The sequence below is a fragment of the Mesorhizobium sp. BR1-1-16 genome (assembly GCF_020165495.1).
Classification (GTDB): Bacteria; Pseudomonadota; Alphaproteobacteria; order Rhizobiales; family Kaistiaceae; genus Kaistia.
The window spans coordinates 16,156-37,677 of the sequence record NZ_JAIUIE010000013.1; the positions used below are offsets into that span (position 1 = coordinate 16,156).

General features: G+C 65.7%; 17 protein-coding genes and 1 tRNA gene. 9 read left to right on the top strand and 9 right to left on the bottom strand.

Annotation, left to right across the window (positions count from 1 at the left end):
- The first annotated feature begins 18 nt into the window (after positions 1 to 18).
- Positions 19 to 1,263, top strand: coding sequence for an SGNH/GDSL hydrolase family protein (locus LB518_RS20955; RefSeq protein WP_224579768.1), 1,245 nt, complete (start codon positions 19 to 21; stop codon positions 1,261 to 1,263).
- Positions 1,264 to 1,309: 46 nt separating this feature from the next.
- On the opposite strand, the gene LB518_RS20960 is transcribed toward LB518_RS20955, so the two are convergent.
- The 3 genes from LB518_RS20960 to gltB all read right to left on the bottom strand — a co-directional run bounded on the left by LB518_RS20960 (position 1,310) and on the right by gltB (position 9,980).
- Positions 1,310 to 3,667, bottom strand: coding sequence for a tetratricopeptide repeat protein (locus LB518_RS20960; RefSeq protein ID WP_224579769.1), 2,358 nt, complete (start codon positions 3,665 to 3,667; stop codon positions 1,310 to 1,312).
- Positions 3,668 to 3,812: 145 nt separating this feature from the next.
- Positions 3,813 to 5,234: a glutamate synthase subunit beta gene (locus LB518_RS20965; RefSeq protein ID WP_224579770.1), complete on the bottom strand. Its 1,422-nt coding sequence runs from the start codon at positions 5,232 to 5,234 to the stop codon at positions 3,813 to 3,815.
- Between the two features lie 9 nt (positions 5,235 to 5,243).
- Positions 5,244 to 9,980, bottom strand: a complete 4,737-nt coding sequence (gene gltB, locus LB518_RS20970; protein WP_502845861.1) for a glutamate synthase large subunit — start codon at positions 9,978 to 9,980, stop codon at positions 5,244 to 5,246.
- A 398-nt stretch (positions 9,981 to 10,378) separates the two neighbouring features.
- On the opposite strand from gltB, the gene LB518_RS20975 reads away from it, so the two are divergent.
- Positions 10,379 to 11,428 carry a threonine aldolase family protein gene (locus LB518_RS20975; protein ID WP_224579772.1) on the top strand — a complete coding sequence of 350 codons (1,050 nt, stop codon included), beginning with the start codon at positions 10,379 to 10,381 and terminating at the stop codon, positions 11,426 to 11,428.
- 67 nt (positions 11,429 to 11,495) lie between these two features.
- Here the strand turns inward: LB518_RS20975 and LB518_RS20980 are convergent, their stop codons facing one another.
- Entirely contained in the window at positions 11,496 to 11,960 is a 465-nt protein-coding gene (locus LB518_RS20980; protein ID WP_224579773.1) for an Hsp20 family protein, read from the bottom strand.
- A 257-nt stretch (positions 11,961 to 12,217) separates the two neighbouring features.
- On the opposite strand from LB518_RS20980, the gene LB518_RS20985 reads away from it, so the two are divergent.
- The 3 genes from LB518_RS20985 to LB518_RS20995 all read left to right on the top strand — a co-directional run bounded on the left by LB518_RS20985 (position 12,218) and on the right by LB518_RS20995 (position 14,584).
- Positions 12,218 to 12,658, top strand: a complete 441-nt coding sequence (locus tag LB518_RS20985; protein WP_224579774.1) for a hypothetical protein — start codon at positions 12,218 to 12,220, stop codon at positions 12,656 to 12,658.
- Between the two features lie 211 nt (positions 12,659 to 12,869).
- Positions 12,870 to 13,832 (top strand): alpha/beta fold hydrolase, encoded by a 963-nt coding sequence (locus LB518_RS20990; RefSeq protein WP_224579775.1) that lies wholly within the window; start codon positions 12,870 to 12,872, stop codon positions 13,830 to 13,832.
- A 329-nt stretch (positions 13,833 to 14,161) separates the two neighbouring features.
- Complete coding sequence (locus tag LB518_RS20995) at positions 14,162 to 14,584, top strand: hypothetical protein (protein WP_224579776.1); 423 nt, start codon at positions 14,162 to 14,164, stop codon at positions 14,582 to 14,584.
- Here LB518_RS20995 and hisN read toward each other — a convergent pair.
- On the bottom strand, positions 14,581 to 15,360 hold the full coding sequence (gene hisN, locus LB518_RS21000) for a histidinol-phosphatase (protein WP_224579777.1): 780 nt from the start codon (positions 15,358 to 15,360) through the stop codon (positions 14,581 to 14,583). The two genes, LB518_RS20995 and hisN, sit on opposite strands and share 4 nt — an antisense overlap.
- 350 nt (positions 15,361 to 15,710) lie before the next feature.
- Positions 15,711 to 16,526 carry an N-formylglutamate amidohydrolase gene (locus tag LB518_RS21005; RefSeq protein WP_353619976.1) on the bottom strand — a complete coding sequence of 272 codons (816 nt, stop codon included), beginning with the start codon at positions 16,524 to 16,526 and terminating at the stop codon, positions 15,711 to 15,713.
- Positions 16,527 to 16,794: 268 nt separating this feature from the next.
- On the opposite strand from LB518_RS21005, the gene cpdR reads away from it, so the two are divergent.
- Together cpdR and LB518_RS21015 are read left to right on the top strand one after the other, a co-directional pair.
- Positions 16,795 to 17,154, top strand: a complete 360-nt coding sequence (cpdR, locus tag LB518_RS21010; RefSeq protein WP_073056609.1) for a cell cycle two-component system response regulator CpdR — start codon at positions 16,795 to 16,797, stop codon at positions 17,152 to 17,154.
- A 112-nt stretch (positions 17,155 to 17,266) separates the two neighbouring features.
- Positions 17,267 to 17,341: transfer RNA gene (locus LB518_RS21015), tRNA-Val, on the top strand.
- Between the two features lie 178 nt (positions 17,342 to 17,519).
- Here the strand turns inward: LB518_RS21015 and LB518_RS21020 are convergent.
- Entirely contained in the window at positions 17,520 to 17,918 is a 399-nt protein-coding gene (locus tag LB518_RS21020) for a winged helix-turn-helix transcriptional regulator (protein ID WP_502845862.1), read from the bottom strand.
- 53 nt (positions 17,919 to 17,971) lie between these two features.
- Here LB518_RS21020 and LB518_RS21025 point away from each other — a divergent pair, with 53 nt between their 5' ends.
- Positions 17,972 to 18,565: an NADPH-dependent FMN reductase gene (locus LB518_RS21025; protein WP_224579778.1), complete on the top strand. Its 594-nt coding sequence runs from the start codon at positions 17,972 to 17,974 to the stop codon at positions 18,563 to 18,565.
- 118 nt (positions 18,566 to 18,683) lie between these two features.
- Here the strand turns inward: LB518_RS21025 and LB518_RS21030 are convergent, their stop codons facing one another.
- Complete coding sequence (locus LB518_RS21030) at positions 18,684 to 19,544, bottom strand: alpha/beta fold hydrolase (protein ID WP_224579779.1); 861 nt, start codon at positions 19,542 to 19,544, stop codon at positions 18,684 to 18,686.
- 218 nt (positions 19,545 to 19,762) lie between these two features.
- On the opposite strand from LB518_RS21030, the gene LB518_RS21035 reads away from it, so the two are divergent.
- On the top strand, positions 19,763 to 20,713 hold the full coding sequence (locus LB518_RS21035; RefSeq protein ID WP_224579780.1) for a LysR family transcriptional regulator: 951 nt from the start codon (positions 19,763 to 19,765) through the stop codon (positions 20,711 to 20,713).
- Here the strand turns inward: LB518_RS21035 and LB518_RS21040 are convergent.
- Positions 20,710 to 21,453: a GntR family transcriptional regulator gene (locus tag LB518_RS21040; protein WP_224579781.1), complete on the bottom strand. Its 744-nt coding sequence runs from the start codon at positions 21,451 to 21,453 to the stop codon at positions 20,710 to 20,712. The two genes, LB518_RS21035 and LB518_RS21040, sit on opposite strands and share 4 nt — an antisense overlap.
- Positions 21,454 to 21,522 lie beyond the last annotated feature (69 nt).

Sequence of the window (21,522 nt, forward strand, 5' to 3'; positions counted from 1 at the left end):
GCGGCGGAAGGATGCCCGATGCGCCAGAGCCTCGTTCGTCTTGCCCTTCTCCTGCTCGTTGCCTTCGCCCTCCCGGCGGGCGATGCGTTTGCACAGACGCGCGGCGGCTTCTTCGAGCGGCTGTTCGGCGGCGATCGCGAGGTGGCGCCGCCGCCCGGCGCCATCCCGGGCCAGCCGAGATCAGGCCAGTCCGGGCGCGCAGCTCCGTCCCAGCAGCGCAAGAAGCAGGCGACGACCGCCGCGCCGGCTGAGCCCGTGTTTCCTGTTGCCGATATCGAGCCAAAGGATGCCGACGCGCGCAAGGTCCTGGTCATTGGAGACTTCGTGGCCGGCGGCCTTGCCTGGGGGCTCGACCAGGCCTTTGCCGACGATCCAAAGCTTGCCGTCCTCGATAACACTGATGGCTCGTCCGGCCTCGTGCGCGATGATCACTACGACTGGACGGCAAGCCTGCCCGACCTCCTCGCCGAAACGAGGCCGGATGCGATCGTCGTGATGATCGGCATCAATGACCGGCAGCCGATCCGCACGGGGGACGGCAATCTTGCCGTGCGGTCGGATGGCTGGGACGCTGCCTATGCGGCGCGGGTCGAGCGGTTCGTCACTGCGCTGAAAGCTGCCGGCAAGCCGGTGTTCTGGGTTGGCGAGCCTCCTTTGCGGTCCACCGATGGCTCGGCCGACATGGCTTTCATCAATACGGTGTTCAAGGAAAAGGCCGAGGCGGCGGGCATGCGCTTTGTCGATATCTGGGATGGCTTTGCCGATGAGGACGGGAAGTTTGTCTCGCGCGGCCCGGACATGGATGGCCAGGTGCGGCAACTGCGCTCCGGCGATGGCATCAATTTCACCAAATCCGGCCGCCGCAAGCTCGCCTTCTATGTCGAGCGGGAACTCGATTCGGCTGGCAGCGGCGCTGCAGCCGGGACCGCCGCGCTGCTCAACCCGAACGAGACGATCGAGATTGGCGCCGATGGCAAGCCGCGCACCGTCGGCCCCGTCGTCTCGCTCACTGATCCGCCGCCGGCTGCTGCCGATACGGCCCTTGCCGGGGCCGCTCCGGCGGTTGAACCGACCAATGCGGCCGACCCCGTCTACAAACTGACGGTCGAGGGGGTCGCAGCGCCGGCACCGCCGGGCCGCGCCGATGACTTTACTTGGAAGGCGCCGCGGCCGAGCACGGAGCCTGTCACCGGCAGCGTCGTCGACGGCGTCATCATCCTGCCGGTTGCGGCCGCTGGCGGCGGCGACGCCCCAGTCAAGTGACCGGGCTCTTTGCCTGCCATGGGGCGCAGCGGCGCGATCAGCGATATCACGGTTGCTGCAGCTGCTGCACAAGACGGGCGAGATTGGCGTCGTCGGGCGATACCGCCGAAAGGGTCCTGGCAAGCGGCGCTGCCAGCGCGGCGTCTCGTGCCTTGAGCGCATTATTGAGCGCGAAACGGAGCAATTCAGCGTCGTAAGGCAGCCGTGCCAGCGCCATGCCGATTTCGGCCTTGGCAGCGTCCGCCTGGCCGGTGGACTGCAGCGCGACGGCGTAGACATAGGCGTAGTGCGCGTCGCTCGGCTCCAGCCGCGTCGCGCGTTCCAGCTCGGCCACGGCTTCGGGATAGCGCTTCTGGCGGATGAGGCCGAGGCCGAGCGCGAAATGCGGCGCGGCACTGTCCGGCGACACCGTGATCGCTTCGCGGAGGACTCGCTCGGCATCCGCCTCCCGGCCCTCGGCGCGGTAGAGATCTGCAAGGTTGACCGAAAGCGGCGCGGCAGCCGGCTCAAGCTTGAGGCCGGCGAGAAGCTCCGTCTGCGCGGCATCCGGCTGCCCACGCCGCATCAGGAACGTCGCCAGATTGGCACGCCCGTCTGGCCGATCGGCGTTCAGCCGCTGCGTCATCTCATAGTCTTTGAAGGCGGCTTCGGCGCGCGCCCGATCGTCAGGTGAAAGCCCGTCGAGCGGCTGATCGGCGAGCAATGATGCAGCCTCGATGCGCACGGAGAGGCTGGGATCGGCAAGAAGAGGACTGCCGAGGCGCCAGCGCGCCTCAAGGGGCGCGTCACCAAGATTGCGGAGCGCGGCGGCCCGCACCAGAGGATCGGGATCGGCCAGTGCCGATAGTGTCGCGGCTGCCGTGGCCGACGAGGGGAAGTGCTGCAGTTCCGAAATGGCCGTCGCCCGAGCGATCGCGGGGACCACCGGCTGCCCCGCGAGTTCGATGAGAAGGGCGCGCGCCGCGGGATCGCCGGATCGGCTGCGATGGAAGGCTTCGGTCCAGGTCTGGTGGCCCTTGCGGTCCGGCCCATGCCAGCGCGTCACGGCGTCGACCGCCCATTGCGCCGTCTTGTCGGCATGGCAATCGTTACAGGCGTTCGGCGTCCCAAAGGCCACTGAGAGGTCGGGGCGCGGGATGCGGAACGAATGATCGTGGCGACGGTCGACGACCATATAGGTGCGCGCCGGCATATGGCAGGAAATGCAGTTCGGCGCTGTCGGGCCCGGCGCGTGGCCGGTGTGTTCGCGCGTCGCGAGTCTTTCCGGCATGTGGCACTGGCTGCAAATCGCCGACCCCTCGGCCTTCAGTTGGTCACTATGCGGATCGTGGCAGTCGTTGCAGGTGACGCCGCGGGCAAACATCAGGCTCTGCTTGAACGACTGGTCGTTGAAGACCTCGTCCTTCATCTGGCCGTCATCCTCGAAGAGGCCGGCGGCGAGCAGGGATTCCATATGGGTGTCGGAGAGCGGCCGGCCGGGATGCCAGTCTTCCGAGAGCGTGCCGCGGCGCGAATGGCATCGTGCGCAGGTCTCGACCACGTCGCCGGCTGGCCGGGAGACGCCATGCGCCGGGCTGCCCGTCTTCGGATCCGGCGTCCAGTCGGCGGGCGGGCGAACAGCTGCGACACTGGCAAAGCCCTGGTTCGGTGTGGTCTTGTCGGCGCCCGAACGCGCCCAGGCGACATGAGCCGCGCCGGCGCCATGGCAGCTCTCGCAGCCGACGCTGATTTCGGAATAGGTGGTGTGGAAGGTGTTCGCCGGCGCGTCATAACCCTTCTTCAGCGCGGTCGAATGGCATTCGGCGCACATGAAGTTCCAGTTCTGCTGCCCCCGCGTCCAGTGCAACGGGTCCGAGGCCGGCATCGGCTGGTTCTGGTAGAGGTGGAACCAGCGCTGACCGCCCTCGGCCTTTGGCCTCGTGTCCCAGGCGAAGGGCAGCGCCTGCAAGCGGCCATCCGGAAACGTGACGAGATATTGCTGCAGCGGATAGACGCCGAAGGTGTGGCTGACGGCGAAGTTCTGTGTCCTGCCATCCCGGCCGTCGGTCTCGACCATGAAGCGGTCGCCGTCGCGGTAGAAACGCGCCTTCGAACCGAGATGCTCGATGGTGAAATTGCCAAAATCGCCGGCGACCGTTGCCGGCGTCGCGACCATCATCGCCTTGGCGTGATCGGAGGTCTTCCAGGCGGCAAACTCCGCCTCGTGGCAGCCTGCGCAGGCCTTGGAGCCGACAAAGCCAGCCGGCGCAAAGGCTTGCAAGGCGCCGACTGTGCCGGCGTCGAGGACGTTGTCCGCCTGCTGCGCATGACCTGTCGCCGCGACGACGAGCAGGAACCCCGCCGCCAGCACCGCCGTCAGCGCGAGGCCGCGACTGGCGAGAAGAAAAGCGATGGCGCGGATCAAGCGGATGATCGCCGTTCCCCGATGGCGTGAACCGATCGGTGGAGTCTAGAGCTTTTCCAGGCGCGGTGTCATCCGTTTCCGCCGGGCGTCTCCCTCTCCCGCGATAGCGGGGGAGGGGTAATTGGCCGGGATCGCTCGTCCGCGGTTACCAGGCGAGGCTGGTCGCGCCCATCAGATCCTTGTCGATGGCATGGGCGGCCTGGCGGCCTTCGCGGATCGCCCAGACGACCAGCGACTGGCCGCGACGCATGTCACCGGCGACATAGACCTTGTCGACGGAGGTCGCGTAGCGCTCGGTATCGGCCTTCACATTGCCGCGGCGGTCGAGCTCGGGGCCGAGTTCGGCGACGAGGCCTTCTTTCTTCGGGCCGGCAAAGCCGATCGCGACGAAGACGAGATCGGCGCGGATGATGAACTCCGTGCCTTCGATCGGCCGGCGCTTCTCATCGACCCGGGCGCATTCGACGCCTGTGACCTTGCCGTTCTTGCCCACGACACGAAGCGTGGCACACGCGAATTCGCGCTCGGCGCCTTCGGCCTGCGAGGAGGAGGTGCGGAACTTGGTCGGCCAGTACGGCCAGACATTCAGCTTGTCCTCGCGCAGCGGCGGCATCGGGCGGATATCGAGCTGCGTCACGGCCAGCGCGCCCTGGCGGAAGGCCGTGCCGACGCAATCGGATGCCGTGTCGCCGCCGCCGATGACGACGATGCGCCGGCCGGTGGCGATGATCGGCTCTTCCGTGACCTCTTCGCGCCCGACCCGGCGGTTCTGCTGGACGAGGAAGGGCATCGCGTAGTGCACGCCCTCGAGCTCGACGCCCGGCAGCTTCGGATCGCGCGGATCCTCGGCGCCGGCGGTGAGCAGCACCGCGTCATGGCCGGCGATCAGTTCGTCGACTGGCAGCGTGCGGCCGATATCGACGCCATAATGGAAGGTCGCGCCCTCGGCCTCGATCTGCGCGACGCGCCGATCGATGAGGTGCTTCTCCATCTTGAAGTCCGGAATGCCGTAGCGGAGCAGGCCGCCGGCCTTCGGCTCGCGCTCATAGACATGGACGTCATGGCCGGCGCGGGCGAGCTGCTGCGCGGCCGCAAGGCCGGCCGGGCCCGAACCGACCACGGCGACCTTCTTGCCCGTCTTGACGGTGGGGACTTCCGGCTTGATCCAGCCGTTTTCCCAGCCCTTGTCGGCGATGGTCTGCTCGACCGACTTGATCGCAACCGGCACGTTCTCGAGGTTCAGCGTGCAGGCTTCCTCGCAGGGCGCGGGGCAGATGCGACCGGTGAACTCCGGGAAGTTGTTGGTCGAATGCAGGTTGCGCGAAGCTTCCTGCCAGTCGCTGGAATAGACGAGGTCATTCCAGTCCGGAATCTGGTTGTGCACCGGACAGCCCGTATCGCCGTGGCAATAAGGGATGCCGCAGTCCATGCAGCGCGCCGCCTGCTGCTTCACCTCGTGATCGGTGAGCCGCAGGGTGAATTCCCGGAAGTGCCGGATCCGGTCTGAAGCCGGCTGGTACTTCTGGTCCTGGCGGTCGATCTCGAGGAAGCCTGTAACCTTTCCCATGCCCGTCCCCTACTCGGCCGCCACGCCATAGCGGGCGCGTTCCATTTCGATGAGTGCGCGCCGATATTCGACCGGCATGACCTTCCTGAACTTCGGCCGATAGGCGGCCCAGTTGTCGAGGATCGTCCGGGCGCGCTCGGAGCCCGTATAGTGCAGATGCTGCGAGATCAGGCGGTGCAGCCGCTCGTCATCGAAGCGGTTCATGTTCGACGAGATATCGATCCTGCCCTTGTGCTCGATGTCGCCGCCATGATGGTGCAGCTTCTCGAGCAGGTCGTCCTCTTCCTGGACAGGCTGGATCTCGACCATCGACAGGTTGCAGCGCGCCGCGAAGCTGTCGTCCTCGTCGAGCACATAGGCGATGCCGCCGGACATGCCGGCCGCGAAGTTGCGCCCGGTCTGGCCGATGACGACCACGATACCGCCCGTCATGTATTCGCAGCCATGATCGCCGCAGCCCTCGACCACCGCGATGGCGCCCGAGTTGCGCACGGAGAAGCGCTCGCCGGCGACACCGCGGAAATAGGCTTCGCCCTCGGTAGCGCCGTAGAGCACCGTGTTGCCGACGATGATCGACTGTTCGGGCACGACGCGGCTTTCCGGCGCCGGACGCACGACCAGGCGGCCGCCCGAAAGGCCCTTGCCGACATAGTCGTTGCCTTCGCCGATGAGGTCGATCGAGACGCCGCGCGCCAGGAATGCGCCGAAGCTCTGGCCGGCGGTGCCGGTCAGCGTCACGGCGATCGTGTCGTCGGGCAGGCCATCGCCGCCATAACGCTTCGCCACCTCGCCGGAGAGCATCGCGCCCGCCGATCGATCGGTGTTCCTGATGACGGCGCTGATCTGCACCGGCGTGCCGTTTTCGAGCGCCGGCATCGCTTCCGCGATCAGGCGCCGGTCGAGAACCGCGTCGATCGGGTGCTTCTGCAACTCGGTGTGGCGGATCGCCTCGCGTGGCGCGTCGGGCTTGAAGAACAGCTTGGTGAAGTCGATGCCGTTGGCCTTCCAATGCTCGATGGCGCGCTTCTTCTCCAGCCGGTCGGACTGGCCGATCAACTCGTCGAAGCGGCTGATGCCCATGGCGGCCATCAACTGACGCACTTCCTCGGCGACGAAGAAGAAGAAGTTGATGACATCCTCCGGCGTGCCCTTGAAGCGCTTCCGGAGCACCGGATCCTGCGTCGCGATGCCGACCGGGCAGGTGTTCAGATGGCACTTGCGCATCATCACGCAGCCGGCCGCGATCAGCGGCGCGGTCGAGAAGGCGAATTCGTCGGCGCCGAGCAGCGCGCCGATGACGACGTCGCGGCCGGTGCGGAAGCCGCCATCGACCTGCAGCGCGACACGCGAGCGGAGCCCGTTGAGGACGAGCGTCTGCTGCGTCTCGGCAAGGCCGATTTCCCAGGGGCTGCCGGCATGCTTCAGCGAGGTCAGCGGCGATGCGCCGGTGCCGCCCTCGAAGCCCGAGACCGTGATGTGGTCGGCGCGCGCCTTGGCGACGCCGGCGGCAACAGTGCCGACGCCGACTTCCGAGACGAGCTTCACCGAGACGTCAGCCGCGGGATTGACGTTCTTCAGATCGAAGATGAGCTGAGCCAGATCCTCGATCGAATAGATGTCGTGATGCGGCGGCGGCGAGATCAGGCCAACGCCCGGCGTCGAGTGACGGACCTTGGCGATGGTCGCGTCGACCTTGTGGCCGGGCAGCTGTCCGCCTTCGCCGGGCTTCGCACCCTGCGCGACCTTGATCTGCATCATGTCGGAATTGACGAGATATTCCGTGGTGACGCCGAAGCGGCCCGAGGCGACCTGCTTGATCGCCGAGCGCATGGTGTCGCCGTTCGGCAGCGGCAGGAAACGCTCCGCCTCCTCGCCGCCTTCGCCGGTGTTCGACTTGCCGCCGATCCGGTTCATGGCGATCGCGAGCGTGGTGTGCGCCTCGCGTGAGATCGAGCCGAAGCTCATCGCTCCGGTGACGAAACGCTTGACGATCTCGGCGGCGGGCTCGACCGCGTCGAGCGGGACGGGCGCTGCGCCGACATCCTCGGCCAGCTTGATGTCGAACAGGCCGCGAATGGTGAGCAGCGCCTTCGACTGCTCGTTCATCTCGCGGGCATAGTCTTCGTAGCGCGACCACGAGCCGACACGGACCGCATGCTGCAGGTTCGCGACCGAATCGGGCGTCCAGGCATGCCGCTCGCCGCGCTTGCGGAAATTGTACTCGCCGCCGATGTCGAGCGCCGAGCGCAGCACAGCGACATTGCCGAACGCCTCGGCGTGGCGCCGCACTGTCTCGGCCGCGATCTCGGCAAGGCCGACGCCCTCGATGGTGGTGGCGGTGCCGAAGAAGTAGCGGTCGACGAAGTCCGACGAGAGCCCGATCGCGTCGAAGATCTGCGCGCCGCAATAGGACTGATAGGTCGAGATGCCCATCTTGGACATGACCTTCAGGATGCCCTTGTCGATCGACTTGACGTAGCGGTGGACGAGCTCCTCCGAATCGACTTCCTCGGGGAAGTCCTTCTTCATGTCGGTCAGCGTCTCGAAGGCGAGATAGGGGTTGATCGCCTCGGCGCCATAGCCGGCCAGCACGCAGAAATGATGCACCTCGCGCGCCTCGCCGGTCTCGACGACGAGGCCGACCGAGGTCCTGAGGCCCTTGCGGATCAGGTGATGATGCACGCCGGCTGTGGCGAGCAGTGCCGGAATCGGGATCCGCTCCGGGCCGACCATGCGGTCCGAGAGGATGATGATGTTGTAGCCGCCATGGACGGCCGCCTCGGCGCGCTCACAGAGCCGCTCCAGCGCGTCGACCATGCCGTCGGCGCCCTTGTCGGCCGCATAGGTGATGTCGAGCGTCTTCGACTGGAACGGGTTGTCGTCCAGCTCGCCGATGGCGCGGATCTTCTCGAGATCGCCGTTTTCGAGGATCGGCTGGCGCACTTCGAGCCGCTTGCGGCGGCCGGCGCCCTGCAGGTCGAAGAGGTTCGGCCGCGGCCCGATGAACGAGACGAGGCTCATGACGAGCTCTTCACGGATCGGGTCGATCGGCGGGTTGGTGACCTGCGCGAAGTTCTGCTTGAAATAGGTGTAGAGCAGCTTCGACTTGTCCGAGAGGACAGAGATCGGCGTATCCGTGCCCATCGAGCCGACCGCTTCCTGGCCGGTGGTCGCCATCGGCGCCATCAGAAGGCGAAGATCCTCGGTCGTGTAGCCGAAGGCCTGCTGGCGGTCGAGCAGGCTCACATCCGTGCGCGGGGCGCGCGGCGGCACAGGCGGCAGGTCTTCGAGCACGATCTGGGTGCGCGAGAGCCAGGCCTGATAGGGCAGCTTCGAGGCGAGCTGGTGCTTGATCTCCTCGTCGGAGACGATGCGGCCTTCCTCGAGATCGATCAGCAGCATCTTGCCGGGCTGCAGCCGCCACTTGGTGATGATCTTCTCTTCGGGAATCGGCAGAACGCCGGCTTCCGAGGAAAGGACGACGTCGCCGTCCTCGGTCACCAGATAGCGCGCGGGCCTGAGGCCGTTGCGGTCGAGCGTCGCGCCGATGCGGATGCCGTCGGTGAAGGCGACCGCGGCCGGCCCGTCCCACGGCTCCATCAGGGCGGCATGGTATTCGTAGAAGGCACGCCGCTCTTCGTCCATGAGCGGGTTGCCCGCCCAGGCCTCGGGGATGAGCATCATCGCGGCATGCGGCAGCGAATAGCCGCCCTGCACCAGGAATTCGAGCGCGTTGTCGAAGCAGGCGGTGTCCGACTGCCCCTCATAGGAGATCGGCCACAGCTTCGAGATGTCGTTGCCGTAGAGCTCGCTGTCGACCGAGGCCTGCCGCGCCGCCATCCAGTTGACGTTGCCGCGGACGGTGTTGATCTCGCCGTTATGCGCCACCATCCGGTAGGGATGGGCGAGGCGCCAGGACGGGAAGGTGTTGGTCGAGAAACGCTGATGCACGAGCGCGAGCGCGCTCTCGAAGCGTTCGTCGTGGAAGTCGAGATAGTAGTCGCCGAGCTGATAGGCGAGGAACATGCCCTTGTAGACAATGGTCCGCGCCGACAGCGACACGACGTAGAAATCGTTGTCGAGGCCGGAATAGGCCGAGTAGATGCGGTTGGAGATCACCTTGCGGATGATGAACAGCCGCCGCTCGAATTCGGCCTCGCTCTCGATCAGCTTGCCGCGGCCGATGAAGACCTGGCGGTGGAACGGCTCGGTCGCCGCGATGTCGGGCGCCTTGGACAGCGAGGAGTTGTCGACCGGCACGTCGCGCCAGCCGAGCAGGACCTGACCCTCCTCATGCACGACTTCCTCGACCAGCTTCGCCATTCCGGCGCGCACTTCGGGGTCCTGCGGCAGGAACAGGAAGCCGACGGCATAGGTGCCGGGCTCGCCAAGCGCGAAGCCGAGGCGTTCCGCTTCCTCGGAGAAGAAGCGATGCGGAATCTGCACGAGCATGCCCGCGCCGTCGCCCATCAGCGGATCTGCGCCGACGGCGCCGCGATGGGTGAGGTTCTGCACGATCTCGAGCCCGCTCCGGACGATGCGGTGCGACTTCTCGTTCTTCAGATTGGCGATGAAGCCGACGCCGCAGGCATCGTGCTCGTTGCGCGGGTCGTAAAGTCCCTGCTTTCCGGGCGCGCGCGGCATGCTCGGCGGAGCGATATCGGCGCGAGCGACCGTGCTTTTGGTCGCGCGGACCGACGCCGCTTCAGCCAGCCGCATTTCTGTCTCGCTCTTCGCCATCGGCATCTCGATGCCCTCGCTCGTTCTCGCGTGAATCGTCCGGTCGCGACGCGTGTCGCCGCATGCCGGCCTTCCCCCTCCGCCGGATGCTGCGCAGACGCGCCGGCCCCGGAATTCCTCTAGCAAGTTCCGTTCCCGGAAGCTTGCATGGCTGCGCGACGCATGCCACGCAGCGTCGTGTCGCAGTTTACAAATGGGACAGCAATCCTGTCCTATTAAAGCGCGCCAAAATGCCAGACTTCACTGCGCGGCGCAAGCGCTGGACAAGGCAATCCATTATGTTTGTTTCGGCGGCGCCGAGGCAATCGATCTTTCCGAACCAAGGTGGCAGGGTCGGCGCAGTTTTCTTGCGTGGCCGAGCCGGCTGATCGTGCGGCGGCTGCCCCATTAAGCACAGGATGAGCATGATCTTCGCAAGCGACAATTGGACTGGCGCCTCGCTTCAGGTGGCCGAAGCGCTGCTCGTGGCGGCCGGAGGACATGCGCCGGCCTATGGCGGCGATCCGCTCTCGGCGGAAGTCGGCGCCGCCATGTCGAGGCTTTTCGAGCGCGAGGTCGCCGTCTTCTTCGTCGGCACCGGCACGGCGGCCAATGCGCTGGCGCTCGCTCATGTGGCGCGGCCTGCAGGCGTCTTCTTCTGTCATCGCATGGCGCATATCGCGGCGGACGAAGCGGGCGCGCCCGAATTCCTGTCGGGCGGAAGCCGCCTGCATGGGATCGAGGGAGCGAAGGGCAAGCTGACGCCCGACGCGCTTGAGACCGCGATTCGGCTCTACCCGCCCGAGGCCGTCTTTCACGGCCAGCCGGCCGCCGTTTCGATCAGCCAGCTGACCGAAGCCGGCACGGCCTATACGGCATCGGAAGTCGCGGCCATTGCCGACGTCGCCAAGGCTGCGGGACTGCCGCTGCACATGGATGGAGCGCGGTTTGCCAATGCCGTGGTCGGGCTCGACGTTGCGCCGGCCGACATCACGTGGCGCGCCGGCGTCGACATGCTCTCCTTCGGCGGCTCGAAGAATGGCTGCTTCGCGGCGGAAGCGGTGGTCTTCTTCGATCCGGAGAAGGCGCGAGGTTTTGATTTCCAGCGCAAGCGCGCCGGACATGTCTTTTCGAAGAGCCGCTTCATCGCGGCGCAGTTCGCCGCCTATCTCGCCCGCGATCACTGGCTCGATCTCGCCCGGCATGCCAACGCGATGGCGCGGCAGCTGGCGGACGGCGTCGAGGCGGCGACGGATGCCCGCCTCGCTCTGTCCCCGGACGGCAACGAGGTGTTCGCCTTCCTGTCGCGCGCCGCCGACCAGCGGCTGAAGTCGGCGGGCGCTCTTTATTATCCTTGGACGGCGAGCGGGCTTGGCGTCGCCGAGCCTGGTGAAGACGACATACTTGTGCGGCTCGTGACCAGCTTTCGGACCACGCCCGGCGAGATCGACCAGTTCATCGGCCTCATCGACTGACGACCCACAAAAAAGCGCCCCGCCGCGTGGCGGGGCGCCCGTAGTCTCACTCGGTCAGACGTGGCCTTCAGGCGGCCTGCTGCTCGATCTGCTTGCCAGCCTCATTGGCGTTGGCAATAGCGATCTGCCGGGGCTTCATCGCCTCGGGAATCTCGCGGACGAGATCGACATGGAGCAAGCCGTTCTCAAGGCTCGCGCCGCGTACCTCGACATGGTCGGCCAGCTGGAATCGGCGCTCGAAGCTGCGGCCGGCAATGCCGCGATAGAGCACTTCAGCGTTCTGGCCTTCCTCGGCCTTCTTCTCGCCCTTGACGGTCAGCGCGTTCTGGCGCGACTCGATCGAGAGCTCCTTATCGCTGAAACCGGCGACAGCCATGGTGATGCGATAGGCGTTTTCGCCCGTCCGCTCGATATTGTAGGGCGGATAGCCGGGGACGCCATTCTCGACACCAGCGGTCTGGTCGAGCAGCGAGAAGAGACGGTCAAAGCCGACGGTGGAGCGATAGAGGGGGGTGAGATCAAACGTGCGCATAACAAGTCCTCCTGGGAGCGACATGGGTTTCGAACATCGCTTCGAAATCGGCCGTAGGGCCCGGTTTCTGGCGTCCTTCGGCGGGCCCTGATGGCGCCCGCAACATCGATATGGTGAGCCCTTGGCGGGCTTCAAGAGGGCTGATCCCCGACCTGAACGGCGGATGAACGACCGGTTCGGATCCGGTTCAGCGGCGCGGCGATAGGGTTCGATCATTCCGGCGGCGATCATCGTCCGCCAGCTTGGGAGACCCGGTCATGTTCAAGGCTCTTGTCGCGTCCAGTCTCGTTCTCGGCGCCCTGATCCTGCCCGCCGCTGCCGGCGGCCTCGACTACCGCACTGTCGGCGGAGAGGCCTACGGCTATCAGGAAGAAGGCCCGGGCGGCTGGCGCGGCGATGATGGCGGCCAGTTTTCGCCGCCGCCTCCACCCGGCAGGTTCGGAGCCCCGCCCGCCTATGCACCTCAGCCCGACTGGCGCATGCCGCCGTGGCAGCTCGTCCGGACCCTCCGCCATCGCGGTTATTACAATGTCGAGATCCTCCGCGAACGGCGCGACGTCACCATCGTCCGCGCGGCGGCTCGCGGACGGGATGTGATCCTCGTCGTCGATGCCCGTTCGGGCGACGTGCTGCGTCAGCGCAGCGCCGACGATTGGGGGCAGGGCCGTGGCTGGGGCCAGGACTGGCGCCGCTGGTAGATCTCCCGCCGGTCGCTATCCGCCCGCCCGCGACCGGAGGTGCGGGGCCGGCGGCATCCTGATCGATGCCGCCGGTCTCGGCCCGAACAGTCTTTGAGCGACGAGGCCAGGCTTGTCAGCCTAGCCATCCTGCGGCCGCCCCGTTATCGTGCGGCCGGGCAATCCCGCCCTAGCCGCTGCGCCCGCCGCGTTCCGGCCGGATGCGTTCGTATTGTCCTCTATTCGGCCGATGAGCTTCATTTCCCTGCCAGACAATCCGTTGCCGGAAGGTGTCCGCGAGGTGGTCCTGGCGACGCCGGATGGCGTGCGCCTCCGTGCCGCATGCTGGCGGCCGGCTGGCGCGGTAAAGGGCACGGTGTCGCTGCTGCATGGGCGGGCCGAGACGATCGAGAAATATTTCGAGGTCATCGGCGAACTGCTCGAGCGAGGCTTTGCGGTCGCGACGATGGATTGGCGCGGCCAGGGGGGATCCGATCGACCGCTGCGCGACCCACGCAAGGGCCATGTCGAGGATTTCGCCGATTACGACCGTGACCTCGAGACCTTCCTGCGCGATCTCGTGCTCCCGGATTGCCCCGCGCCGCATTTCGCGCTCGCCCATTCGACGGGCGGGCTGATTCTTCTCCGCCACGCCCGGCGCTCGGGTCTCACCTTTTCGCGCATCGTGCTGACTTCGCCGCTGCTCGAACTCGGCGCGATGAACCCGCCACACTGGTTCGTCCGCTCGGCATCCGCGACGCTCACCTCGCTTGGCCTCGGCGATTTCTATCCGCCTGGCTCCGGCCTCGTCAGGCTCGAGGAGCGTAGCTTCTATACCAATCCGCTCACCGGTGATGCACGGCGCTTTGCGCGCATGCGGGCGATCGCGGCCGGCCGGCCGGAACTCTGCATCGGTCCTCCGACCATCGGCTGGCTCAACGCTGCCTGCCACGCCATGCGCGAGGCGGCCGACCCGGCCTTTGCGGCGGTCATCGCGGTGCCGACCCTCATCGTCACGGCCGGCGCCGACAAGGTGGTGCGGCCGCTGGCGGCGGAGCGGTTCGTGCGCAATATGCGCCTCGGTCGCGAGATCGTCCTCCCCGGCGCCCGCCACGAGATCCTGATGGAGCGCGATGCGATCCGCGCAGCCTTCTGGGCCGCGTTTGATGCATTCATTCCAGGGACCGACGGCTGATCTTTCCGTATTGCTCCTCTTTATGGTATACTCGGCTATCGTTGCGGGCAGCTCCTCCTTGGAAGCGTTCGTCACGTCGATGGTCGCGAATGGCCTTCGGGTCTAGTGCGGGTTCAAACAGTCCCGTTGGTGTCAATTCAAGCTGAAGATTCAGCGGATTGTCGGTGCCGGGCAGTAATGCGATGCGATTTCGCGGCGATTTGGCCGCTATTGTTGCAATACAGCATTGCGTTTGCGTCGCGGTAGATTAGTCTGCAAAGGGGGAATGGTGACAGCCAGTCGCGTGGGGCGGCCGGCTGCCAACAATGGAGCGATCAATGATTCGTCTCATGGCGAGTACGATTCTTGCCGTCGGCCTTGTGTCGGCGGCCTCGGCGGCAACGCTCTCTGGCGTCTCGGGGCCCGTCCTCGTCGACAGCGGCAAGGGCTTTGTCAAGGTTTCGGCCGCTGCCGAAGTTGCACCCGGCGCTCGGGTGATGATTTCGAAGGGCGGCCAGGCCGTTCTGGCTTACGCTGACGGCTGCTCGAAGGCGCTTGGCCAGAACACCGTCACCACTGTGGTGGCGTCTGGTGCCTGCAACGCACCGGCGCAGGTTGCCGGCCAGGCTCCTGCGGCCTCGTTCATCGTTCCCGCGGTCGTCATCGGCGGCACGGCAACGGCGATCACCATCGCGGCCTTCGCGACGCAGGACAGCGCAACCGGCGACAACGGCGGTCCGCCTTCGACGGTGCCGCCGCCGATCAGCCGCTAACGGTTGATTACATCAAGGATCTCCGCGTGTAAGCGGGGATCCCCCGCCGCGACCACGCGGCCCCCGGCCGAGGCTGGCCCGCCTTCCCAGTTGGTGACGCGGCCGCCGGCGCCTTCGATCACCGGTATCAGCGCCACGATGTCGTAGGCGTGCAATCCGGTTTCGATCACGGCATCCATGAAGCCGGCCGCCACCATGCAATAGGCATAGCAATCATAGCCGTAGCGCACGAGGCGCACTTGGTCCTCGACGCGGAGATAAGCCTCGCGCTCGGCGTCCTTGAACAGGGCCGGCGTCGTCGTCGACAGGACAGCGCTCGCAATCCCGTCGCAGCCGCGCGTCTTCAAGACGCGCGGGCCGCCGGGCCCGGTATAGCGGGCCGTCTTGCCGTCACCGGAAAAGCGCTCCCCGGTAAAAGGCTGCGCCATCATGCCCAGCGCCGGCCTTCCGGCCGACATGAGGCCGATCAACGTTCCCCAGACCGGCAGACCTGAGATGAAGGCGCGGGTGCCGTCGATCGGATCGAGCACCCAGACGTTTTCCGCGTCGAGATTTTCATCTCCATATTCCTCGCCCATGATGCCATGGGCGGGATAGGTCTCATTGATCAGACGCCGCAATGCGGCTTCCGCGGCCCGGTCTCCGGCCGTCACGGGATCGAACCCCGATGCGGCCTTGTTGTCGACCTGACCCGATGCGCGGAAATGCGGCATGATCGCTTCGGTGGCAGTATCGGCGAGACGATCGAGGAAAGGAAGCAGTGCGGCATCGGTCATCAAGGGGTTCTCCAGCGGCCGTCCCGACGATCTCCGCCTTGCAGGCAACACGCGGGACGGATCATCAAAGCATTGATTGGCTTCATCTTTATGACCGGATGGGCTGCCGGTTCCATGGGGTAGAGCGTGTTTCGACCGTCCCTGCAAGAAAGTTGAAAATGCCTCTTGATCTTTTTGCAGTGCACGGGCAAATTATTGCAATGCGGTAGTTCGATTGGCGTCGAACTTCCGCTGCCCTCCTTGGGCGTTTCCTCCCTAGACTTGGGCCGCATCGCCTCGCGAGCGGCCCTTTTTCTTGCCGTTTTTCCTGCTCGAGTTTGGCGCCCGGAATGGAGCGCCGCAGCGTCGCGTTATTCCGCTGCAAGTCCGACCGGCCAAAGTCCTCCGTCCGGCAGTTCCGACAATTGCCGCACGAAGGCGACGATGTCGGCGGCAACGCGGATGAACTCACCCGTCGGCTGGAAATTGCGCTCGTTCATGTAGAGCCCGCGATTGATCTCGACCTGCAAGGCATGCAGCCCTTCGGCGGGACGGCCATAATGCTCGGTGATATAGCCGCCGGCATAGGGCTTGTTCCGCGCGACCGTATAGCCGAGCCCCGTCAGGATGCTCGCCGCCGTTTCGGCGATCTCCGGCGCGCAGCTGGCGCCATAACGGTCGCCGAGCACGAAATCGGCCCGGATGCGGCCGGGCGCCGTCCGCACCGAGGACGGCATCGAATGGCAGTCGACGAGAACGGCGAAGCCGAAGCGCTGCCGCGTCGTCTGGAGCAGGGCATCGAGCGCCGCATGATAGGGCTTGTAGACCCCCTCGATTCTGTCGAGCGCCTCGGCCACCTGCAGGGGCTGCGCATAGATCTCGACATTCTCCGAGACGACGCGGGCGATCGTGCCGAGCCCGCCGGCGACGCGCATGGAGCGGATATTGGCATAGGGCGGCAGTTCGCCGTCGAACATGCCCGGATCGAGCTCGTAGGGCTCGCGGTTGACGTCCAGCCAGGCGCGCGGGAAATGCGCCCGCATCAGCGGCGCTCCGAGCGGCACCACCGACAGGAAGAGTTCATCGACATAGGTATCCTCCGACCGGCGGATGGCCCGTTCGTCAAGACGCGAGGCGGCGAGGAAATCGGCCGGATAGGCGCGGCCGCTATGCGGGGAATTGAACACAAACGGAAGCCGCTGGTCGGCGGGTGCGACGACCTCGAACGGGGGCTGGGCGGCATCGGAAGGGATCGGACTGCTCCGGACAAGGGGCTGTGGGTCGGGCTGCCGGCCATGTTGCCAATATGGTACGGTGAAGTCCACAACCGAACCCGCCCAGCGGCTTCGTGCCGCCATTCATTCGATCTTTACCGCATCGGAGCCAAAGATTCGCACGTGGCGCCAACTGCCCGACCGCCGACCGACCGGATCGCCCGCCTGCCATGGATTTCCGATGAACCGCATCCTTCTCGCCGAAGACGACAATGACATGCGCCGCTTCCTGGCCAAGGCGCTGCAAAACGCGGGCTACGACGTGGTGTCGTTCGACAATGGCCGCAGCGCCTATGAGCGGATCCGCGAGGAACCCTTCACGCTGCTGCTGACCGATATCGTGATGCCGGAAATGGACGGCATCGAGCTGGCGCGCCGCGCCACCGAACTCGATCCCGACCTGAAGGTCATGTTCATCACGGGCTTTGCCGCCGTTGCGCTCAATCCCGATTCGAACGCGCCGCGCGACGCCAAGGTGCTGTCGAAGCCGTTCCACCTGCGCGAACTCGTGACCGAAGTCGAGCGCCTGCTCGCCGCCTGACGCCGAGCTTGTCAACAGGCCCCCAAAAGGCACGCACAGACGGGCTTGAACGCGGCGAACCGATCCTCTATACCCTCGCCACGCAGCCGGTCCCGCCGGCACGGAACAGGATGGGCGTGTAGCTCAGCGGGAGAGCACTACGTTGACATCGTAGGGGTCACAGGTTCAATCCCTGTCACGCCCACCATCCTTCCAAAGCACAACTACATGACAGCGTCGTGGCCGCCGCAGCTTCTGGCTGCAGAGCGCCTGATGCCGAGTGGCGTTTGCCGGCTGAAGGATGTCGCGGGAGAGTGGGCCTCCAAATGATCGAGCCGGATGCGGATCCCGGGTCTCGCGCGTCGGAAGTCTGAGGCTTCTGACGGCTAGGTGGCGGCGCGACGTTGCTGATAGGCCGAGCGGGCGGCGTCCATGCGGGTCGAATTCGCGACAACCCACTCGGCCAGCGCCTGCACGGGCATCAGGAACTCCCGCCCCAGTTCGGTCAGCGCATACTCGACCTGCGGCGGATTGACCGGCGTAACAGTGCGGGAAACGAAGCCGTTTTCTTCCAGCTCGCGCAGCGTCGATGCCAGCACCTTCTGGCTGATCTCGCCGACCTCACGCCTTAAGGCGTTGAAGCGGCAGGGCCCTTGCCCGAGCACGCGAACCACCAGAAGCGTCCACTTGTCGCTGATCCGCGCCAGCATCCTGCTGATGTGTTCGCAGTGGGCGGTATCCTGATGGTCATCTGGTTTCGAAAAGGTGCCTGCTTGTCCGATCATAATAACCCTTTGTAATCTGGTTACTGCGTGACACCAGCTTATAAGAGGATAGCATGAATTCCAGGCCCCGGATTGCCGTGATCGTCGGCTCTACCCGCCCCACGAGGTTTGCCGACATACCGGCTCGATGGATCCTGAAGCAAGCCGAGGCGCGCGGCGACATGGATGTGGAACTGGTCGATCTGCGCGATCACCCGCTGCCCTTCTTTGACGAGATCGCCTCCAATCTCTGGATGCCCAGCCAGAATCCCGAGGCGATCCGTTGGCAGGAAACGATCGCTCGTTTCGATGGCTTCATCTTCGTGACCGCAGAATACAATCACTCGATCACGGGCGTCCTGAAGAATGCGCTCGACCAGGCCTACAAGGAGTGGGTGCGCAAGCCGTTCACGGCGATCGGCTATGGTGGCACCGGCGCAGTGCGCGCGATCGAGCATCTCCGCATGATCGCCATCGAACTGCAGATGGTCTCGACCCATGCCGCAGTCCATATCGGCGGCGGCGACTTCATGGCGGTGCATCCCGCCTTCGGCAACAAGCCGATCGAAGAGATCGAGGCCAATCTGCTTCCCTCGACCAAGACTGCGCTCGACGAGCTGGTTTGGTGGGCCAAGGCCACCATGGCGGCGAAGGCAGCGGGCGGCTGACGCCGCGAACAATCCGTCCTTAGCAACGAAAAAGCTCGCTGACGGGGCGCCGCCAGCGAGCATTCATGTCATGGAATTCCGGCGGAACAGGCTTCCCCGCGGCGCTCCGGCGACGGGTTCAGCCGACATGTCTGGCGAGGAAATCGCGCATCGCGGCGCCGATCTCGACCGCATGGGTTTCGAGCGCGAAGTGCCCGCTGTCGACGAAGCGGATCTCCGCCTTCGGAACGTCGCGCTTGAAGGCCTCGGCGCCCGGCGGAATGAAGAACGGATCGTTCTTGCCCCATATTGCCAGAACCGGCGGCTGATGTTCGCGGAGATAGGCCTGGATGGTGTCGTAAAGTGCGACATTGGTCTGGTAATCGAGCAGCAGGTCGAGCTGGATTTCGTCATTGCCGGGACGCGCCAGATAGAAATCGTCGAGATTGCGCCCGTCCGGCGAGACCTGGTTCGGATCGTCGACGCCGTGCGTATATTGGAACAGCGTCGTCTCAGGTGTCAGGAGGCCGCGCAGCGCGTCGCGGTTCGCTTGGCTGGGGTCCTTCCAATAGGCCATCACAGGCGCGAAGGCGTCCGACACTCCTTCGAGATAGGTGTTGCCGTTCTGGCTCACGATCGCGGTGATCCGCTCAGGATGCTTGACCGCCAGGCGGAGGCCGACAGGCGCGCCATAGTCGAAGATGTAGATGGCGAACCTGTCGAGACCCAGCACCTCGGTAAAGCGGTCGATGACGTTGGTGATATTCTCGAAGTTATAGCCGAACTGGTCGCGGGCCGGTTGCTCGGTCATGCCGAAGCCGGGCAGGTCCGGGGCGATGACATGATAGCGCTCGGCGAGTTCCGGGATCAGGTCGCGGAACATGTGGCTCGCGGTCGGGAAGCCGTGCAGCAGCAGAACGGTCGGGCGGCTCGCATCGCCAGCCTCGCGGTAGAACAGCTTGAGGCCATCGACATCGACGGTGGAAAAACGAAGGGACATGGTCGGCTTCCTTGGTTCAGGGCATGAGAAGAGGAAAGATTTGCCGATGCGATGTCGCGTCGGCGTCTGGTGGCTCGGCTGGTCCGAAATCAGGCGGTCCTCATTCGGTCGTTCGCTCAGCGGGCGATCCCCCCGCGTCGGACTTTGAATACAGCCTTCCAATTTTTGCCATCAGACGCTAAATTCGAGACCCTTCCTTCCGTAGAACGAGAGGGTCGATGGACAGGTTCGAAGCCATGCGCACGCTGGTCGCTGCGGTGGATGGCGGAAGCCTCTCCGCGGCTTCAAGATCGCTGAACGTTCCGCTGCCCACGGTCAGCCGCCGCGTTTCCGATCTTGAAAACCTGCTCGGTTCGCAACTGGTGGTTCGAACCAGCCGCAAGCTCCTGCTGACCGAGGCCGGCGCGGCCTATGTCGCCTCGGCACGGCGGGTGCTCGAGGAACTGGCGGAAGCGGAGCGGGCGGCTTCGGGCGAGTATCGGGCGCCTCGCGGCGAGTTGCTCGTGACAGCGCCGATCGCCTTCGGTGCGCTCAACGTCGCTCCGATCGTTCACGCCTTTCTCGCCGCCTATCCCGACGTGACGGTCAGGCTGGTCCTGTCGGATAGCGTCATCGACCTCGTTGAAAGCCATGTCGATGTCGCGATCAGGATCGGCCGCCTGCCCGACAGCGCCCTGGTGGCGCGCTGGGTGGGCGAGATCGGCTGGGTGGTCTGCGCGAGCCCGGACTATCTTGAACGACGCGGCGCGCCGAAAACGCCAGCGGCGCTGGCCGATCACGACTGCATCGCGTTCGAAGGGCTGTATCGATACCGGGAATGGCCCTTCATCAAGGGGTCCGTGACACAACAGGTGACGATCACTCCACGCTTCTCGATCAACACCGCCGAAGGCGTGGTCGGCGGCGCGGTCGCGGGTGTCGGGATCGCGCGGGTGCTGTCCTATCAGGCGGCGGCCAGCATCAGGGCAGGCGCCTTGATGCCGCTTCTGGCGGATCACGCGCCGCCGCCGATGCCGGTGCATCTGGTCCATGCCGCGCACCAGCAGCAGCCGCTGAAACTGCGGGCCTTTCTCGATTTCGTCGCGCCGCGGCTGCAGCAACGCCTGCAAGCCATCGCGCATGACGTTGCCAGCGCCGGGCACGTCTCCCCGCCCGCGAGGCCCGCCTAGATATCGATCCTCAGGCGATAGCGGTCGCCGCGATACGTCATCTGGGCATATTCGACCGGCATGCGATCGGTGCTCTCTGACAGCCTGGAAACGACAAGCGCCGCGGTGCCCTCGTCGACGCCGAGGCTCTTGGCCGTCTGGAGGTCGAGCGCGCGTGCCTCGATCACTTCGTGCCCGGACAGGATGCGGACGCCGCAGACAGATTCGAGCCACTGATACAGCGATCCGGCATCGAGCTCGCGGACCGTGGGCGGCTTGTGTCCGGCAAGGACGCGCGGCGCGATCCACGAAATGGATACCGCGATGGGCTTGGCATCGGCCAGCAGCAGGCGGTGGATGCGAAAGCCCTGCTTGGCCATCGGCGCGCGCAGGATGTGGCGCACCTCGAGCGGGATCGCGGCAAGGCCGGCGCTCAGTGTCTGGTAGGTGGGCGCATGTCCGCGGCGGCGCATGTCCTCCGAGAAACTGGCCATCACATTGGCGGGCAACTCGACCACCGGCTCGACGACGACCGACCCGACACCAGAGCGGCGAACGATCAGGCCTTCCCGCTCCAGCGTGTCGAGCGAGCCCCGCGCCGTCGTGCGGCTGACGCCGAAGACACGGTTCAGCTCCGCCTCGGACGGCAGCAGATCACCCGGCTTGAAATGGCCGGCGATGATGGCGCTGCGCAGCCGCTCGGCGATCTGATGCCACAGCGGCGCGCCCCCCGAAGTCAGAGACGAATCATTCCAAGCCATGCCCACCCTGTATCAATGTCATGACAGATTTTCCATGACCTCGTGCTTCGAAGCGGGCAGGGGAATGCC

What these genes read in the sequence shown, in the direction of transcription:
- LB518_RS20980 (WP_224579773.1), bottom strand. Translation starts at nt 11,960, where the DNA reads ATGCGCACGTTTGATCTCACCCCCCTCTATCGCTCCACCGTCGGCTTT.
- LB518_RS21040 (WP_224579781.1), bottom strand. Translation starts at nt 21,453, where the DNA reads ATGGCTTGGAATGATTCGTCTCTGACTTCGGGGGGCGCGCCGCTGTGG.
- LB518_RS20955 (WP_224579768.1), top strand. Translation starts at nt 19, where the DNA reads ATGCGCCAGAGCCTCGTTCGTCTTGCCCTTCTCCTGCTCGTTGCCTTC.
- LB518_RS21035 (WP_224579780.1), top strand. Translation starts at nt 19,763, where the DNA reads ATGGACAGGTTCGAAGCCATGCGCACGCTGGTCGCTGCGGTGGATGGC.
- gltB (WP_502845861.1), bottom strand. Translation starts at nt 9,980, where the DNA reads ATGCCGATGGCGAAGAGCGAGACAGAAATGCGGCTGGCTGAAGCGGCG.
- LB518_RS21030 (WP_224579779.1), bottom strand. Translation starts at nt 19,544, where the DNA reads ATGTCCCTTCGTTTTTCCACCGTCGATGTCGATGGCCTCAAGCTGTTC.
- LB518_RS20985 (WP_224579774.1), top strand. Translation starts at nt 12,218, where the DNA reads ATGTTCAAGGCTCTTGTCGCGTCCAGTCTCGTTCTCGGCGCCCTGATC.
- LB518_RS21025 (WP_224579778.1), top strand. Translation starts at nt 17,972, where the DNA reads ATGAATTCCAGGCCCCGGATTGCCGTGATCGTCGGCTCTACCCGCCCC.
- LB518_RS20965 (WP_224579770.1), bottom strand. Translation starts at nt 5,234, where the DNA reads ATGGGAAAGGTTACAGGCTTCCTCGAGATCGACCGCCAGGACCAGAAG.
- cpdR (WP_073056609.1), top strand. Translation starts at nt 16,795, where the DNA reads ATGAACCGCATCCTTCTCGCCGAAGACGACAATGACATGCGCCGCTTC.
- LB518_RS20995 (WP_224579776.1), top strand. Translation starts at nt 14,162, where the DNA reads ATGGCGAGTACGATTCTTGCCGTCGGCCTTGTGTCGGCGGCCTCGGCG.
- LB518_RS20975 (WP_224579772.1), top strand. Translation starts at nt 10,379, where the DNA reads ATGATCTTCGCAAGCGACAATTGGACTGGCGCCTCGCTTCAGGTGGCC.
- hisN (WP_224579777.1), bottom strand. Translation starts at nt 15,360, where the DNA reads ATGACCGATGCCGCACTGCTTCCTTTCCTCGATCGTCTCGCCGATACT.
- LB518_RS21020 (WP_502845862.1), bottom strand. Translation starts at nt 17,918, where the DNA reads ATGATCGGACAAGCAGGCACCTTTTCGAAACCAGATGACCATCAGGAT.